Here is a 16,636-nt window from a genome sequence, read left to right as displayed (position 1 = left end):
TGAGGGGATAAAGGCTTTGTCACATATCTAGTAGATATCGGAGAAATGGTATGCCAAAAGCAAATGTCCCTATCTTGAAAGAGGTTAAGCCCAAAAAGAAAAGTAGTAAGAAAATAATAGGGATTCTAATCCTATTATTTCTCTCTTTGTTGTGTGTGCTTTTTTTTCGTTCTTCTCTAAGCAAGATTTCTAAAATTAGTTTTCAAGGTAATACGTATACATCAAATGCTGAATTACTCCAAATTAGTGGACTACAAGTTGGCGCAGCATTCTTTGGAGTTAGCTCAGATACGATTGAGAGTAAGTTAATGGAGGTACCTTCCATAGAGAAGGTCGAAGTGGACAAGTCTTTTCCGGGATTAATTGAAATTTCGGTTCATGAGTATCCTCTTGCCGCTTACGAACTCAATTCAGATGGACAGCTTAAAGGGCTATTAGGAAATGGAACGAAGATTGTTTTGGGAGACGGTACGAGACCGATAGATAAACCTATTTTGACCGGGTGGAAAGAAAATGATCCTATGTTGGCCAAGCTGTGTAGTGCACTTGCGCAAATTCCAGATCAATTGACTTCGGAAATCTCGGAGATCACACCTTCTCCAACACTGTCTTACCCAGATCGGATCAAAATGTATACGAGGTCGCGTTTTGTGGTGATCTCAGCGGTTTCATTGCTTCCAAGTAAAGCGGAATATATGAATATGATTCTGGAAGCTCAGGATCCAGGTACTCTTAAAATGTTAGATGCTGATTCTTATGTGCCGTTTAGTCTCTCAGGTGACGACTCAGGTGAAGATAACGAAGGACAAAATGATACTACTCATGAGTGAAAAACAATGGTAAAATACCATTTATGGGCAGTTTCTTTTCTCTCTCTTTTTTCTTTTGATTTTTGCGTATAGTAAATAGGTGAGACAACGAAATCTAGCAATCCCTCTCCTATTCTATTGTAAATGTTGGAAGGTAAAAAATTTGTAGAAAAAAGAGGGAAAGGTTAAACTACGTTGAATAAGTAGAGAGTACATTTTACTTTAAGATTATATTTCTATTGAGAAATAGGAGGTGCCAGGGGCTTGAGCAACAATGACATCATTGTTAGTTTGGACATCGGTACATCCAAAGTTCGTGCTATTATTGGGGAAATTAATAATGGAACCTTTAATATTATTGGGGTTGGATCTGCCGACTCGGAAGGTATTCGCAAAGGTGCGATTGTAGATATTGACCAAACTGTTCAATCGATCCGTAGTGCTGTGGATCATGCAGAGCGAATGGTTGGTATTCAAATATCGGAAGTATATGTCGGCATTTCAGGAAATCATATTGGACTCCAAACGAGCCACGGGGTTGTAGCCGTTCAGAATGAAGACCGCGAGATCGGGGAAGATGATATCGATCGTGTCTTAAAAGCAGCTGAGGTGATTGCGCTACCACCAGAACGAGAAATTATCGATATCGTAGCCAAGCAATATGTAGTTGATGGACTTGAGGGGATTAAAGACCCTCGAGGAATGATTGGTGTACGTCTGGAAGTAGAAGCTACCATTATTACAGGAGCAAAAACAGCGATACATAACTTACTTCGCTGTGTGGAGAAATCTGGGCTTAAAGTATCTGATCTAGTTCTTCTTTCACTGGGAGCGGGTCAGCTTGCTTTATCTAAGGATGAGAAAACAATGGGATCAGCGCTGGTGGACATTGGCGCAGGATCCATAACGATCGCAGTGTTTGAAAGCGGCACAATTGTAGCGACATCTACGCTTCCGATAGGGGGAGAATTTATAACGAATGACATTGCTTATGGTCTCCGTACTTTAACTGAGCAAGCAGAAAAGGTTAAGTTGAAGTATGGCTGTGCTTCCATAGAAGATGCGGCTGCGGACGTTACATTTAAAGTGACGAGAATCGGAAGTAATGTGGACAAGGAATTCACACAGGAGGATCTTGCTGCAATTGCTGAACCTCGGGTTCAAGAAATCTTTCAGCTAATCTCTCAAGAAGTGAAGAGACTTGGTTACAATGAATTGCCTGGTGGTTATATACTTACTGGTGGCACTGTCTCCATGCCGGGATTGCTAAAGATTGCCCAGCAGGAGTTGAATGCTTCAGTAAGGGTAGCTGTACCTGATTATATCGGTGTTCGTGACCCGGGATTTACCGGAGGTGTCGGAATACTGTACAAAATAATTAAGAATATTCGTATTCGTAATGCGAGTCCGAAGAAAACAGCAAATAGAAGTAAATCCTCTGGCACGACTGAGACTGTCAGAAAGTCAGGCGGTATTATGGAACGTCTCAAGAATATTTTTAGTGAATTCATATAATGGTTCAAGATGATGGACGAGCCATCCATGCATAATGAGGGGGAGATGGAAGCGTATGTTGGAATTTGATTTCGAAATGGAAAGCTTGGCTCAAATAAAAGTGATTGGTGTGGGTGGCGGAGGAAGTAACGCCGTAAACCGAATGATCGAGAACGGAGTGCAGGGCGTTGAGTTCATTACGGTGAACACGGATGCCCAAGCTCTTCATTTGGCTAAGTCAGAGCATAAATTACAAATTGGGGATAAATTAACACGTGGACTCGGTGCGGGTGCTAACCCTGATGTAGGTAAGAAGGCAGCTGAGGAATCTCGTGATTTAATTGCTAGCACGCTTAAAGGTGCTGATATGGTATTCGTTACAGCAGGTATGGGAGGCGGCACAGGTACTGGTGCGGCTCCAGTTATTGCTGAGATCGCGCGTGAGTGCGGAGCACTCACTGTGGGTGTCGTTACGAGACCATTTACATTTGAAGGACGTAAACGTTCTTCTCAAGCGGAGCTTGGAATTGAAGGTTTGAAAGAGAAAGTCGACACGCTGATCGTTATTCCAAATGATCGACTCTTAGAGATTGTGGATAAGAAGACTCCAATGTTAGAAGCATTCCGTGAAGCGGACAATGTGTTGCGTCAAGCAGTTCAAGGTATTTCTGATCTGATTGCTGTACCGGGTCTCATCAACCTTGACTTTGCAGACGTCAAAACCATTATGACTGAACGTGGTTCTGCGTTGATGGGAATTGGTATGGCTTCAGGTGAGAATCGTGCAGCAGAAGCAGCACGCAAAGCTATCATGAGTCCACTCCTTGAAACTTCCATCGAAGGTGCACGAGGGGTTATTATGAACATTACGGGTGGCTCGAATTTATCACTTTATGAAGTGAATGAGGCAGCTGAGATTGTAATTTCCGCATCCGATCCAGAAGTGAATATGATCTTCGGTGCAATTATTGATGATAGCTTGAAAGAAGAAATTAAAGTTACGGTTATTGCGACTGGCTTTGAACAAAAGCCTTCGGCTGTTCCTAGTCGTAAACCGTTGTCTAGCGTTTCTGATGCTCAGGATAACAGATCGGCATCCACACTTAGACCTTTTGGCAACCAGCCAACTAGTGGTGATCAGCTTGATATTCCAACGTTTCTGCGCAACCGTTCTCGTAACGATAACGAGTAATTGGGCGGGAACTCTCTCCCGAAGAACCTCCATTCCACAAAATAGTGGAATGGAGGTTTTTTGCTTTCCTCGACAAAATTAGTGTAGTTCTTCATTCAATTTTAGACAGACTTCCCATATAGATGTCTTTATACTGATAAGAGTCTCCCCGCCATTTACCCATTTTATAGTCCGGCAAAGAGGAAGCTTAATAGGGAGCAGGCAGGTGAAATCAATTGATTGTTTATATCGATTTGATTTTTTTAATGAATCTACTTATCGATGCCAGTCTGCTGGCGGTAACGGCCTGGATGAGGAAACAGAGGGTGATCATATGGAGAATCTCACTCTCGGCGATAGTTGGTGCATTGTATGTCATGATGATGTTCCTACCTGAGCTTTCCTTCTTATTTACCTTTCTGGTTAAGTTTCTATTCTCTGTTCTCATGCTGTGGATCGCTTTTGGTTTTGGAAGTCTGCAAAACTACTTGCGAAATATGGGTGCATTTTACATCGTTAATTTTGCGGCAGCCGGCGGGATTCTAGGCGTTCATTATTTGTTGCAAAACTCAGGGGAAGTCTGGAGTGGGATTTTCTATTCTGCATCTGGAGGACTGGGATTTTCATTAAAAATAGGCTCTTTATTTACTTTAATCTTATTTTTTGTTGTTTTGATTTGGTTTAAGGTCGTCGTTGGCTCAAGACGCAGATTGGAACGCGTGTCTTCTTTCTTGGCGGAAGTTGAGGTCCGAATCGGTGAGACCAAGGTAAGTTGTCTTGGACTAATCGATACAGGTAACCAGCTTACAGATCCACTAAGTCGTTTGCCGGTGATGGTGATGGAAGCATCACTCTGGCAGGAGTTCCTTCCAGATTCATGGAAGGGTAAACTGGGTGCGGAGCATGCGGACAACCTCATTATGAAATGGATGGAGGAAGATTCATTTCTGTGGCGAGATCGACTGCGGTTGGTACCCTATCGGGGAATTAACAAAGGTACGCAGTTTATGATCGCATTGAAGCCGGATGAGGCAAAGGTAGTATTAGAAGGAAGGGTTATCAGCTCCACTAAGTTACTTGTCGGATTAGACGGGGGTTCATTGTCAACAGAAGGTACATATCGGGCGATTATTCATCCGGTGTTGATCGAAGGGGGAGAAGGTGGGACGAAACCACCTGATGCAACTGTGAGCTTACATGTTGCTCCTGAAGTAAAGCAGGGTTCCGATTTCATCTATGAAGCGGGATCGTAAAATGGGAGGAAAGAGAAGATGTATGTAAAGTGGAAACTGATGCTCCAGCTGCAGTACTACCGGTTGTTATTTCTATTCGGATTAAAAAGCGAAGAAATATATTATATCGGTGGAAGTGAGGCACTTCCTCCTCCATTGACACGTGAAGAAGAGGAATTTCTTTTATTACGACTGCCTTCGGGAGACTCTGCCATCCGGGCGATGTTGATTGAACGCAACCTGCGTCTTGTTGTTTATATTGCAAGAAAATTTGAGAATACAGGGATTAATATCGAGGATTTGGTGTCGATCGGAGCAATAGGACTCATCAAAGCAGTAAACACGTTTGACCCGGAGAAAAAGATCAAACTTGCTACCTATGCCTCTCGTTGTATTGAAAATGAAATCTTAATGTACTTGCGGCGCAACAGTAAGATTCGTACAGAGGTCTCATTTGATGAGCCGCTAAATATTGATTGGGACGGTAATGAATTGCTCCTATCAGATGTACTCGGAACGGAGAATGATACGATCTACCGTAATATTGAAGAACAAGTTGATCGCAAACTTCTGCATAAAGCGCTCGATAAGCTTAGCGAACGAGAACGGATGATTATGGAGCTGCGATTCGGGCTTGTAGATGGAGATGAAAAGACCCAAAAAGATGTAGCTGATCTTCTCGGCATCTCCCAATCTTACATTTCACGTCTTGAGAAGCGAATTATAAAACGGCTCCGTAAGGAATTTAATAAGATGGTCTAAGTGGAATCGCATTGTTACGATTTCAGGAATAAAAAAACAACCCCGGGAGATACTGATCATTAATGTTTCTCCTTGGGAGGTAAGACACGATGACCCGAAATAAAGTTGAGATTTGTGGCGTGGATACCGCCAAATTGCCCGTTCTAAACAATACGGAAATGCGTGAATTGTTCCACTCCTTGCAACAGGACCACGTGAGATCAGCTAGAGAGAAGTTGGTGAATGGAAATCTCAGACTTGTACTGAGTGTGATCCAGCGCTTCAATAATCGGGGGGAGTATGTGGACGACCTATTTCAAGTCGGCTGCATCGGACTCATGAAAGCTATTGATAATTTTGATTTATCGCAGAATGTCAAATTTTCAACGTATGCTGTACCGATGATCATTGGGGAAATCAGGCGTTATCTGCGTGATAATAACCCAATCAGGGTATCCCGTAGTTTACGGGACATCGCCTATAAAGCCCTGCAAATGCGAGATAGCCTGACGAATCGAAACTCACGAGAACCAACAGTTTTTGAAATAGCTGAAGCACTGGGACTGCCGAAGGAAGATGTTGTTTTTGCTTTAGATGCGATTCAGGATCCAGTCTCCTTGTTTGAACCGATCTATCATGATGGTGGCGATCCGATTTATGTCATGGATCAGATTGGTGATGAGAGAAACAAAGACGTATCATGGATTGAAGAAATCGCCCTGCGTGAAGCAATGCAACGACTGAATCGCCGCGAAAAAATGATCTTGTCAATGCGCTTTTTTGAAGGCAAAACACAGATGGAGGTAGCCGATGAGATCGGTATCTCCCAAGCCCAAGTCTCCAGACTTGAGAAATCCGCCATTGTACAAATGCAGAAACATGTAAAGTCGTGAATATGAATTTTTATGGGTCCCTTCGGGGACCTTTTTTTATAAGATCAGGAAATAATTAATTACTTGCCATTAGTGTTGTTAGTAGTAGCCTCTGGTGCTACTCCTTCAGGTCTCCCATTATTTAAAGTAATGCTCTCTGCTATCTGGGTATCTGCCTTGAGCGTATATTGGATAACATCGTCAGTTTTCAAGTCGCTTAGACTGATCGGACTCTCTTGCCGCGTACCATTATCGAAAGTGATCGTAACAATTTTGGTATCGGCATCAATTGTAATGTCAGTTGTTTCTTCAGAGAAGCTTTGCTTCATTCCGCTGCCTTGTCTACCGCCTATAGGCATTCCTTCTTCAGGGGGAACTCCATTCGCTATCCCTTGCTCACCTTCAGGTTTTTTCGGTACGTCACCTTGTCCCTTTTGTATATCTTCACCACCATCATTACGAGTGGGACGATTAGACATGTCCGCTGTATAAATAGTAAGCGTATTGTCATTAATGCTCTTAATTTTACCAATATTCATGGACATGTTTGGACGGCCATTCTGAACTTGAGACTGCTGATTTGGTGAGCTATTTATCTGGGCTGTTGTGTTTGACTGGCTTTCTGGATTCGAACTGCAACCTCCTAGTAACATTGAAGCAACAAGGCCCCCTGAAATAATAAAAGGAACGATCTTTTTCATTTATTTTCTCCTCTATACAGTATTGGAATTATTTATATGAAACATATCAGATATTTCTGAAAGTTTGCTTAAAATAAGCTGAATGATTACCTAAAGAAATGAGCTGATGAAACATTCAGTATGCATAATTATGTGAAGTCTAATAGTTCTCTAAGCTGGTTTTTATTGGTCTATCTTATTTGCAGTGACGGTACATATATATAAGCGATATGATTCGAAGCAAGATGGGGGCGACTGAAATTTGGATAACGTGGTGGGTGTAAAATGAAAATTTCAGATTTCCAAACGAAGGATGTCATCAATGTAGTGGATGGTAAGCGCCTTGGACAAATCAGTGATTTAGAGCTGGACCTACGGCAGGGTTTGATAGAGGCCATTGTTGTTCCTGTAAATACGAAGTTCATGGGGATATTTGGGGGAGGTAGTGACCTTATCATCCCATGGAAGAATATTGTTAAGATTGGTTCGGATGTGGTCCTGGTCAAAATGGATGAGATCAGAGAACCCCGAATCGGCCAACAGCAGTATGAGAATACCGTCTATATCGACCGAGACGGTCGTGCAGAGCGTTCAGAACGCCGGAACTAAGACTTGTCGTTCATCTTGTGTTAAACTGGAAAGAGGTGACAAGTCTCAAACGCGTAGTGTCTCAAGAATTTTTTAACACAAAACTAAGCGCATCCCCGTAGGGGACAGCGTCTCAAAGCACGAAGTGGCAGTATAACTCTAAACAGGATCTCCATACGCTTAAATGGCAGGAGCACCATAAGTAAAGCGTGCCCCGTAGGGGAGAAAAGCGACTTTCAGCACGTATTCACCCAGGTGCATCAATAGTAGTAGATTTCTGCAGAATGTTTTCATGGTAACCCAGGAGCACCAAAAGTAAGACGTACCCGAAGGGGGAAAAGCGTTCCACCCACCCAATGTACAGCGCATCCCCGTAGGGGACAGCGAGTAGGAGCGCCTCTCATCCTCTCATGTTCCGTGAAGCGGGAGTCCAGAGGGTGCAACCCTTGGGGCCCTCCCTTATGGTAAGGGAGGGTTTGGGAGGGATGAGACCAGACCACAAAAAGGAGAAATGCATGATGGAACCGTTTGTTTGGAAACCTACACAAGATCACCCTGAGCGGTTCGATCTCGAATCTTGGAACACACACTTACCCGGATTAAGCGCAGGCTTTACGGGTAGGCAGGGAGGAATTGGACAATTCCCTTATGACAGTTTGAACTTGGCCTATCATGTCGGAGATGATCCGGCCATAGTTATTGAGAATAGACGTCAGCTATCGGAGGAACTTGGTTTCAATCCGGAATCTTGGACATGTGGAGAGCAAGTTCATGGTACAAGGGTTGCGGTTGTAAGAGAAAATGATCGCGGCAAAGGCTATGCAGATCGGAATAGTGCGTTTCAGAATACGGACGGACTGGTGACAAATGTTCAGGGCGTTCTATTGACTTCTTTTTATGCTGATTGTGTTCCACTCTATTTCTTGGATCCGGTTAATCGCGTCGTTGGCTTGGCACATGCCGGATGGAAAGGAACGGTAGGACGAATAGCGGAGGCAGTAATTGCGACGATGGAATCGGAATATGATAGCCGCAGAAGTGATATTTTGACTGCAATAGGTCCTTCAATTGGCAAGTGCTGCTATGAAGTAGATGAGGTTGTTATGTCGAAAGTACGGGATGCAATAACGATAACTGAAGACGCCCAGATCGATCGTAATTTGTATGAACCTTCTCTAAATGACGGGAGAACAATGCTGAACTTGAAAGAATTAAATCGAATTATTATGATAGAAGCAGGAATATTGCCGACTCATATCGAATGTACAACATGGTGTACAAGCTGTCACCCTGATAAATTTTTCTCATATCGTGAGCAGAATGGCATAACTGGGAGAATGGCAAGCTTTATTGGAATGAAAGAGAGGTGACCTTCTTTGTCGCTTAAAGAACGGATAGCGCACATTGAGCAGCGCGTCAAAGAAGCATGTGAACGGAGCGGACGCAGCATTGAAGAGGTCCATATCGTTGCTGTAACCAAGTATGTATCTTTGGATACAACTCGTTCCGTATTGGATGAGGGGATCTCTCACATTGGTGAGAATAGGCCACAGAATGCGTTACCTAAATGGGAAGCGCTTGGGGGCAGGGGAACATGGCACTTTATCGGACATTTGCAAAGTAACAAAGTCAAAGACGTTATTGGAAGATTTCAATATATTCATTCGCTTGACCGACTCTCTCTAGCGAGAGAGCTGGAGAAGAGAGCAGCAGCAAAGGGAACTCAGGTATTGGCATTTCTCCAAGTCAATATATCTGGTGAATCTTCCAAGCAAGGTATACAACCTCATGAAGCAGCAGCTTTTTTGAAAGAGACAGCAGGATTACCCCATGTGAAGATTATTGGACTTATGACTATGGCTCCAATTGTAGATGATCCTGAGCAAACAAGACCCGTCTTCCGGGCTTTACGTGAGCTGCGAGATGACTTAAATGCTCAAGGATTGAGTAAGGAACCATTGAAGGAATTATCGATGGGAATGTCTGACGATTTTGAAATAGCGATTGAAGAGGGGGCGACATGGGTGCGCCTTGGAACTCTTCTAGTGGGGAAAGGGGAAGAGACGTAATGGGAGTTATGAATAAGTTTATGAATTTCCTGGGCCTGCAGGAAGAAGAGGAAATTGTGGAACGGGAGAAATTTCCTGGACAGGAAGAACTGGATTTTGAAACCCCAAGCTTTGAAGCACGTAAGAACACAAGAGGAAATAATGTAGTTAGTATACATTCTCAGAAGAATGTTAAAGTGATCCTGAATGAGCCGCGTTCATATGATGAAGCGCAGGAAATTGCAGACCATCTCCGTTCACATCGTACCGTTGTCGTTAATTTGCAGCGGGTGAGAAATGATCAAGCTATGCGTATAATCGACTTTTTAAGTGGTACAATATATGCGCTTAGTGGTAGCATTTCGAAAATTGGTGGGAATATTTTTCTGTGCACTCCAGATACTGTGGAAATTCAGGGTTCCATCACAGAAATATTAACTGAGGATCCAGATTACAACAGGATGAGGTGAAGACAGCTTGGGCAGTTATACTTTTGTGAGCGTAGTTAATCTACTGTATAACATTTATTTTTACATGATTTTTGCCTATATATTGATGTCTTGGCTTCCTAATGCTCGAGGCAGCTTTATAGGTGAATTACTTGGCAAACTGGTGGAACCGTATTTATCTCCGTTCCGGCGTTTTATCCCGCCAATCATGGGAATGATTGATATTTCCCCTATCGTAGCGCTGTTTGTGCTTAATTTGGCTCGGGTTGGTTTGTTGACCTTAATTTCGTATATTGTATGAGTTTAGACATCTATGAACATTTCAGGCCTGAAGAGCGTCCGTTTGCTGATCGGGCTTGGGAGTGGATAAGAAATGCCGGGGAATATCATGAGGTCAAACGGAGTGATTTCCTTGATCCCCGGCAGTGTTTTATTTTGGAGACACTGGCAAACCGTCATGCAGACGTTATTTTTCGTTTGGATGGAGGGTATGAAGGAGCCGAAAGACGACGGGCTCTTATTGCACCGGATTATCGGGATATTTCCAGTGAGTCTATGGGCATGAAAGTACTTAGTATAACTTCAGGAGATCAGAAATTCATTTCACTCCAGCATGGTGATTACTTGGGTGCTATTCTCGGTTTGGGGCTCAAACGGGACAAAATTGGTGATATTCATGTCCGGGAGGACGGATGCCACGTAATTGTGACGGATGAGATCTCTTCGTTTTTAGATTTGAATCTGCATCAAGTGCACCGAATCGGGGTAATGACCGATATTTTAGAGCTTGAGGCATTAAGAACGACAGAGTCTACGCTCCAGCCGCTGGATTTGACGGTGGCTTCTTTACGTTTGGATGGGATTGTGAGCGATGTATTTCGTTTAAGCCGAAGCAAAGTTCTAATTCCAATTAAGGCAGGACGTTGTAGAGTGAACTGGAAAACGGAAGAGGACCCATCGAAATCCCTGAAGACGGGGGATGTTGTAGCATTGCAGGGTTTTGGCCGTTTTAAAGTCATTGAGATAGATGGAGTAACCAAAAAAGGAAGACATCGTGTCAAAATCGGTAAATTTGTATGAACGCTATGCAGGAATTCACAGATTCCTGTCGAATTAATCTACAAAATATACACCGAAGACATACTCTTCCCCTGTGGAGAGTTTCAAAATCTATAGGAGGTGCTGACCATGCCATTAACCCCGCTGGATATACATAATAAGGAGTTCTCCCGACGTATTCGCGGTTACGACGAAGATGAAGTCAACGAATTTCTCGACCAGGTGATCAAAGATTATGAGATCGTAATCCGAGAAAATAAAGAGTTTCAGAATCAGTTATTGACGATGCAAGAAAAATTGGATCATTTCTCTAACATTGAGGAAACACTAAGTAAGACGATTATCGTAGCACAAGAAGCTGCGGATGAAGTCCGCAACAATGCGAAGAAGGAAGCACAGTTGATTGTGAAGGAAGCAGAGAAGAATGCTGACCGGATCGTTAATGAATCTCTATCGAAGTCGCGTAAAGTTGCAATGGAAGTAGAAGAACTAAAGAAGCAGGCTTCGATATATCGGGCACGCTTCCGGACTTTGATCGAAGCACAGTTAGATTTGCTTAGTCACGATGGATGGGAATCCCTTGAAGATCGTGATCGTTTGCAGGAGAACAATCGTGAAGCTAAGGAAATTTACTAAGCTTTTGTCATGGTTGACATGTTACGTAGTAATAAGTTATAACTAATAGCAGATTAATATAAGAACATACAAATATCTATTTGATGATGGGAACCAGTACGTTGCGATTTTTGTTCCTCAGAGAGTTGGCGTTATGCTGAAAAGCCAATGTCAAAGACGCAGACGGAATATCCTCCCGGAGAAATAAAGCTGAATTTCCGTAGGAAAGCGTAAGCTTTGTCGGCTGTCGGCCGTTATACCGGCCCCATATGAAGCGTATGGGATCAGAGTGTCATATGCTCTGTTATGCTCTAATTAGTTTAGAGATGACTTGAGGATATGAAACAAGGGTGGTAACGCGAGCAGAAGTCTCGTCCCTTTAGGGATGAGGCTTTTTTTGTTGTTTTGTAGTTGCTGAAATTTTCAAAAACGGAAGGAAGTTGAATGAAATGAAAAAAGTCGATGTAAAAGAATCGGCGCGGCTTCGCGACAAGCGCATACTTGAAAAATGGAATACGGAGAATACGTTCAAACGAAGCATTGAAAATCGGGAAGGACGCCCTAACTATGTATTTTACGAAGGGCCTCCAACTGCGAATGGTGCCCCACATATTGGTCATGTATTAGGCCGGGTTATTAAGGATTTCATCGGTCGTTATCAAACGATGAATGGTTATCGCGTTGTGCGTAAAGCGGGTTGGGATACACATGGACTACCTGTTGAACTTGGTGTTGAGAAGCAGCTTGGGATTTCAGGTAAGCATGAAATTGAAACCTACGGCGTGGAAAAATTTATTGAGAAATGTAAAGCTAGTGTATTTGAATATGAGAAACAATGGAGAGAACTTACTGAAGCTATTGGATATTGGACGGATCTAAATGATCCTTATATTACGATGAAAAATAGCTATGTTGAGACGGTTTGGCATTTGCTGTCTACGATTCATAGCAAAGGGTTACTGTATCGTGGACACCGCGTCAGTCCTTACTGTCCAAGTTGTGAGACGACACTTAGCTCGCATGAAGTTGCACAAGGCTATGAGGATGTTAAGGATTTAAGTGCTACGGCTAAATTTAAGCTTAAGGATAGCGGTGAATTTGTACTAGCTTGGACGACTACACCTTGGACCCTCCCTGGGCACTCCGCACTGGCAGTAAATCCGGCTCTAACCTATGTACGGGTGAAACAAGAAGATGGTATTTATATCGTTGCCGAAAATCTGGTCGAAAGTGTAATGAAGGGTGAATATGAGGTGCTTTCACCGATTAAGGGATCTGATTTAGTAGGTAAAACTTATGACGCACCGTTTAATTACATCAAACCGGAGAACGGGCTAGTTATTGTGGCTGCGGACTTCGTTACAGATGCAAGCGGAACGGGGATTGTTCATATTGCACCTGCACATGGTGAGGATGACTATAAAACTTGCCGTGAGAACAACATTGAATTTAAGAATGTCGTTAACCTTCAAGGTCGTTATGAAGATATCGTGAGTGATCTTGCTGGCAAGTTCGTCAAAGATTGCGATGTTGATATCGTAAAAATGCTTGCTGATCGCGGATTGTTATATAGCAAAGAAAAATATGAACACAGTTACCCATTCTGCTGGCGCTGCAAAACACCGCTGCTCTACTATGCGACTGAAAGCTGGTTCATTAAGACAACTGCTGTCAAGGATCAATTGATCGCTAATAACAATGAGGTTGACTGGTATCCAGGACATATTCGCGAAGGCAGATTTGGTAAGTTCCTTGAAGACCTTGTAGATTGGAATATCAGCCGTAATCGCTATTGGGGAACTCCGCTAAACGTTTGGGTTTGTGATAAGACGGGCAAAGAGTATGCTCCAAGTAGCATTGCGGATCTACGCGCTCGTGCGATTGGAGATGTACCGGAGGATATCGAGCTGCATAAGCCATATGTTGACGCGATTAAGCTGAAATCGCCATTCTGTGAGGATGGAGTGATGACCCGGACACCTGAGGTTATCGACGTTTGGTTCGACAGTGGATCGATGCCTTTTGCACAGCATCACTATCCTTTTGAGAACGAAGCAACATTCGAGGATCAATACCCTGCGGATATGATCTGTGAAGGGATTGACCAGACGCGTGGCTGGTTCTACAGCTTACTTGCAGTATCAACACTATATAACGGTAAAGCACCGTACAAGGCTGTTATATCGACAGGTCACATCTTGGATGAGAATGGTCAGAAGATGTCCAAATCCAAAGGTAACGTAATCAGTCCTTGGGAGATCATTGATGAATTTGGTACGGATGCCTTCCGTTGGGCGTTGCTTGCGGATAGTGCTCCGTGGAACAGTAAACGTTTCTCTAAAGGAATTGTAGCTGAAGCTAAATCTAAAGTGATTGATACATTGGTAAATACACATGCATTTCTGACTTTGTATGCTTCTATTGATGGATACAATCCGGAAGAGCACCCATACAAACCGTCGGATAATAAACTGGATCGCTGGATTCTATCTCGCCTCAATAGTTTGATTCAAGTTGTAAGTAAGGGCCTTGAAGTGAACGATTTCCTCAATCCAGCTAAAGCGATTGAAGTCTTCGTTGATGAGTTGAGTAACTGGTATATCCGTCGTTCTCGTGATCGGTTCTGGGGAAGTGGGCTTGGTGAGGATAAATTGTCCGCCTATGGCACATTAACATCTGTGCTGTTGACGTTATCCAAACTAATGGCTCCATATACACCGCTGCTATCCGAGGAGATCTTTACAAACCTAGGTGGCGGAGAAAGTGTACATTTCGCGGATTATCCGAAAGTTGATGAATCGCTGATCGATCTTGAGCTGGAAAGAGATATGGAAAGCGCGCGTCAAATTGTCGAGCTTGCCCGGAATGTTCGTAATGAGGTTGGAATCAAGACGCGTCAACCATTATCCAGTCTGATTGTATCCATGGACCGAGATTTTAATGTGGCTGAATATGAAGATATCATCAAGGAAGAAATCAATGTTAAAACGATTGAAATCGAGACGAGTGATAGCGGATTTGTAGATTTCACATTAAAGTTAAATCTTAAAGTAGCGGGGAAAAAATACGGTAAAAATGTAGGCTTCTTGCAAAATTATATGAAGGGGCTAGCTGCTGAAGAAACCGCTCAGGTAGTAGCTAACGGTCAATTCAACGTGACCTCTCCTGAAGGTGAAGAGTTGGTTGTTACAACCGAAGAACTCCTCATCGAGAAGCAAGCCAAACCTGGATTCGCTTCGGCGTCGGGTTACGGTATCACCGTTGCATTGAACAGTGATATCACTCCGGAATTGGAGCAGGAGGGCTGGGTTCGTGAGGTTGTTCGTGCGGTTCAGGATACACGTAAAAAATTGGATTTACCTATCGAAAAGAGAGTTCGCCTCAGCTTGGATGTAGATGATGAGCTGAAAGCGGCAATTACTGCTTTTGAAGATGTACTCCGTGACAATGTGTTGATTACTGATCTAGACTTCGGTAAAGGTGAAGGCGCTGGAACGACCGTTGAACTAGGTGCTAAGAAGATTGATATTTATATTGAAGCTTAAGACTTAAGGGTTTTTTTGAATGACCAAAACGTTAGAAGGTCATACTAGAATAAACTCAAAAACAAACGAGCTATGGCTTTATCCTTAGAAATAAGGGGCCTGGCTCGTTTGTATTTTAGCAGAATGAAGTGCCTCCAAGAGAAGAGGATGGGATGATTGAATGATTCATCGTAATGGAAAGGTATCTGGAACAGGAGTCGTCAATTCCGAAGAAGAGACCATCCCTGGAACTCCAGAAGAGCAGATTAGTGCGCTGTACCGCTTGACGTTGACTTGGACTAGGCAGCTTGAACGATCACGCATTGCAGAATATACCGAACTGTTAAACCGTCCCTGGCGCCTGATATGGCTTAATATCCTTTCTGGAGTAGCCAAAGGTGTCGGAATCGCGGTTGGCTTTACTTTTTTTGCGGCGACGATCATTTATGTGCTGCAGCTGCTCGGTGCGCTCAATCTCCCTATTATTGGTGATTATATTGCCGACATCGTTCGGATCGTCCAACGACAGCTTGATCTTAATACGTATTAGGTCCAGTTCCCAAAGAGTCTTCACTATCTAGATGTTCTGTAGAACTCATTAACTCTTGATATTGACCATTACGATAAAAGAATACATTTTGTCCATAAATATCTGTGGCAACGTAACTCTCATAAGATTCAACAAATCCGTCCATTTCACGGTCTGATTCAATTCCCATATCGTCGTAACTGCCAATATCAGCATCTTCGGAATATGCGGGAGAAGTAGAAGTTCCATATGCCTCTAAAATTTGCCAGGTGTCCTCACCGTCAAATCCGGGATTCTCGTATTCGTCCATACTGGTGCGTCCGAACGGGGGTGATAATATTTCCTCTTCTACGGGTCGATCGGTTGAGACAACGGATTGAGGACTGTGTTCTTTACAGTAAGCAGTCTCGGGGATGGCACTCAACCGTTGGAAGCTGATTGGATTACCGCAGGTTACGCATACCCCATAATTGCCCTTATCGATTCGCTCTAAAGCATCTTCAATTCGGGTCAATTGCAATTCGTCATGATCGCAGAGCGCAAGATCCTTTTCCCGTTCAAAGAGTTCCGTTCCTATATCGGCGGGGTGATTGTCGAGTGAACTGAATTCACTTGTATTGTCTCGTAAGGATTGGCCGACTCCGTAATGATCATTTTGTGTGAGACGTTCTTTAAGACTTTCTTGATCAGCTTGGAGCTTGGATTTAAGTTCAGTCAACTGATACTGCGTCAGATGTGGCATGTAAAGACTCCTCTCATAATAAACGTGTCAGTGGGTATTTCGTCATGATGGTATTTTGCGCAACAATGCGACGATTTACCTAA

Annotated in this window: 17 protein-coding genes and 1 other annotated feature; of the genes, 15 read left to right on the top strand and 2 right to left on the bottom strand. The window is 43.3% G+C overall.

Annotated elements, in window-relative coordinates; translation table 11 throughout:
- Positions 1-50: 50 nt before the first annotated feature.
- The 6 genes from IEW05_RS13540 to sigG all read left to right on the top strand — a co-directional run bounded on the left by IEW05_RS13540 (position 51) and on the right by sigG (position 6,340).
- Complete coding sequence (locus IEW05_RS13540; protein WP_188539553.1) at positions 51-830, top strand: cell division protein FtsQ/DivIB; 780 nt, start codon at positions 51-53, stop codon at positions 828-830.
- A 243-nt stretch (positions 831-1,073) separates the two neighbouring features.
- The gene (gene ftsA, locus IEW05_RS13535) at positions 1,074-2,324 is read left to right on the top strand and encodes a cell division protein FtsA (protein ID WP_188539551.1); all 1,251 of its coding nucleotides are present in this window, start codon (positions 1,074-1,076) and stop codon (positions 2,322-2,324) included.
- A gap of 55 nt (positions 2,325-2,379) precedes the next feature.
- Positions 2,380-3,495, top strand: coding sequence for a cell division protein FtsZ (gene ftsZ / locus IEW05_RS13530; protein ID WP_188539548.1), 1,116 nt, complete (start codon positions 2,380-2,382; stop codon positions 3,493-3,495).
- 215 nt (positions 3,496-3,710) lie between these two features.
- Positions 3,711-4,727: a sigma-E processing peptidase SpoIIGA gene (gene spoIIGA, locus IEW05_RS13525; protein ID WP_188539546.1), complete on the top strand. Its 1,017-nt coding sequence runs from the start codon at positions 3,711-3,713 to the stop codon at positions 4,725-4,727.
- An 18-nt stretch (positions 4,728-4,745) separates the two neighbouring features.
- Positions 4,746-5,468 carry an RNA polymerase sporulation sigma factor SigE gene (gene sigE / locus IEW05_RS13520; RefSeq protein ID WP_188539544.1) on the top strand — a complete coding sequence of 241 codons (723 nt, stop codon included), beginning with the start codon at positions 4,746-4,748 and terminating at the stop codon, positions 5,466-5,468.
- Between the two features lie 89 nt (positions 5,469-5,557).
- A complete protein-coding gene (gene sigG / locus IEW05_RS13515) occupies positions 5,558-6,340 on the top strand; it encodes an RNA polymerase sporulation sigma factor SigG (protein ID WP_188539542.1) in 783 nt (260 codons plus the stop codon).
- Between the two features lie 59 nt (positions 6,341-6,399).
- On the opposite strand, the gene IEW05_RS13510 is transcribed toward sigG, so the two are convergent.
- On the bottom strand, positions 6,400-7,020 hold the full coding sequence (locus IEW05_RS13510; RefSeq protein ID WP_188539540.1) for a hypothetical protein: 621 nt from the start codon (positions 7,018-7,020) through the stop codon (positions 6,400-6,402).
- Between the two features lie 264 nt (positions 7,021-7,284).
- Between IEW05_RS13510 and IEW05_RS13505 the strand changes: the two genes are divergently transcribed.
- The 9 genes from IEW05_RS13505 (at position 7,285) to IEW05_RS13465 (ending at position 15,832) form a co-directional block, all read left to right on the top strand.
- A complete protein-coding gene (locus IEW05_RS13505; protein WP_188539538.1) occupies positions 7,285-7,608 on the top strand; it encodes a YlmC/YmxH family sporulation protein in 324 nt (107 codons plus the stop codon).
- A gap of 497 nt (positions 7,609-8,105) precedes the next feature.
- Positions 8,106-8,957, top strand: a complete 852-nt coding sequence (pgeF, locus tag IEW05_RS13500) for a peptidoglycan editing factor PgeF (RefSeq protein WP_188540872.1) — start codon at positions 8,106-8,108, stop codon at positions 8,955-8,957.
- 6 nt (positions 8,958-8,963) lie between these two features.
- Entirely contained in the window at positions 8,964-9,656 is a 693-nt protein-coding gene (locus IEW05_RS13495) for a YggS family pyridoxal phosphate-dependent enzyme (RefSeq protein WP_188539536.1), read from the top strand.
- Complete coding sequence (locus IEW05_RS13490) at positions 9,656-10,105, top strand: cell division protein SepF (RefSeq protein ID WP_188539534.1); 450 nt, start codon at positions 9,656-9,658, stop codon at positions 10,103-10,105. Before IEW05_RS13495 ends, IEW05_RS13490 begins: the two co-directional genes overlap by 1 nt.
- A gap of 7 nt (positions 10,106-10,112) precedes the next feature.
- Entirely contained in the window at positions 10,113-10,385 is a 273-nt protein-coding gene (locus IEW05_RS13485) for a YggT family protein (RefSeq protein ID WP_268238730.1), read from the top strand.
- Complete coding sequence (locus tag IEW05_RS13480) at positions 10,382-11,164, top strand: YlmH family RNA-binding protein (RefSeq protein ID WP_188539532.1); 783 nt, start codon at positions 10,382-10,384, stop codon at positions 11,162-11,164. The genes IEW05_RS13485 and IEW05_RS13480 overlap by 4 nt, the downstream gene beginning before the upstream one ends.
- Before the next feature lie 108 nt (positions 11,165-11,272).
- Positions 11,273-11,779, top strand: coding sequence for a DivIVA domain-containing protein (locus tag IEW05_RS13475; protein WP_188539530.1), 507 nt, complete (start codon positions 11,273-11,275; stop codon positions 11,777-11,779).
- Between the two features lie 74 nt (positions 11,780-11,853).
- Positions 11,854-12,140 (top strand) — a binding site (T-box leader).
- Positions 12,141-12,207: 67 nt separating this feature from the next.
- Positions 12,208-15,303: an isoleucine--tRNA ligase gene (ileS, locus tag IEW05_RS13470; RefSeq protein ID WP_188539528.1), complete on the top strand. Its 3,096-nt coding sequence runs from the start codon at positions 12,208-12,210 to the stop codon at positions 15,301-15,303.
- Positions 15,304-15,463: 160 nt separating this feature from the next.
- Positions 15,464-15,832 carry a DUF5665 domain-containing protein gene (locus tag IEW05_RS13465; RefSeq protein WP_229753366.1) on the top strand — a complete coding sequence of 123 codons (369 nt, stop codon included), beginning with the start codon at positions 15,464-15,466 and terminating at the stop codon, positions 15,830-15,832.
- Here IEW05_RS13465 and IEW05_RS13460 read toward each other — a convergent pair.
- Positions 15,819-16,553, bottom strand: coding sequence for a TraR/DksA C4-type zinc finger protein (locus IEW05_RS13460; RefSeq protein WP_188539526.1), 735 nt, complete (start codon positions 16,551-16,553; stop codon positions 15,819-15,821). The genes IEW05_RS13465 and IEW05_RS13460 overlap by 14 nt on opposite strands.
- Positions 16,554-16,636: the final 83 nt, after the last annotated feature.

Source organism: Paenibacillus segetis (assembly GCF_014639155.1).
Taxonomy (GTDB): Bacteria; Bacillota; Bacilli; order Paenibacillales; family Paenibacillaceae; genus Fontibacillus; species Fontibacillus segetis.
The sequence above is the reverse complement of the archived record's forward strand: the minus strand, read 5'-3'. Positions and strand labels throughout refer to the sequence as shown.

Coding starts and splice junctions, on each gene's coding strand:
- IEW05_RS13540 (WP_188539553.1), top strand. CDS start 51: ATGCCAAAAGCAAATGTCCCTATCTTGAAAGAGGTTAAGCCCAAAAAG.
- ftsZ (WP_188539548.1), top strand. CDS start 2,380: ATGTTGGAATTTGATTTCGAAATGGAAAGCTTGGCTCAAATAAAAGTG.
- sigE (WP_188539544.1), top strand. CDS start 4,746: ATGTATGTAAAGTGGAAACTGATGCTCCAGCTGCAGTACTACCGGTTG.
- sigG (WP_188539542.1), top strand. CDS start 5,558: ATGACCCGAAATAAAGTTGAGATTTGTGGCGTGGATACCGCCAAATTG.
- IEW05_RS13510 (WP_188539540.1), bottom strand. CDS start 7,020: ATGAAAAAGATCGTTCCTTTTATTATTTCAGGGGGCCTTGTTGCTTCA.
- IEW05_RS13505 (WP_188539538.1), top strand. CDS start 7,285: ATGAAAATTTCAGATTTCCAAACGAAGGATGTCATCAATGTAGTGGAT.
- pgeF (WP_188540872.1), top strand. CDS start 8,106: ATGGAACCGTTTGTTTGGAAACCTACACAAGATCACCCTGAGCGGTTC.
- IEW05_RS13490 (WP_188539534.1), top strand. CDS start 9,656: ATGGGAGTTATGAATAAGTTTATGAATTTCCTGGGCCTGCAGGAAGAA.
- IEW05_RS13480 (WP_188539532.1), top strand. CDS start 10,382: ATGAGTTTAGACATCTATGAACATTTCAGGCCTGAAGAGCGTCCGTTT.
- IEW05_RS13475 (WP_188539530.1), top strand. CDS start 11,273: ATGCCATTAACCCCGCTGGATATACATAATAAGGAGTTCTCCCGACGT.
- ileS (WP_188539528.1), top strand. CDS start 12,208: ATGAAAAAAGTCGATGTAAAAGAATCGGCGCGGCTTCGCGACAAGCGC.
- IEW05_RS13465 (WP_229753366.1), top strand. CDS start 15,464: ATGATTCATCGTAATGGAAAGGTATCTGGAACAGGAGTCGTCAATTCC.
- IEW05_RS13460 (WP_188539526.1), bottom strand. CDS start 16,553: ATGCCACATCTGACGCAGTATCAGTTGACTGAACTTAAATCCAAGCTC.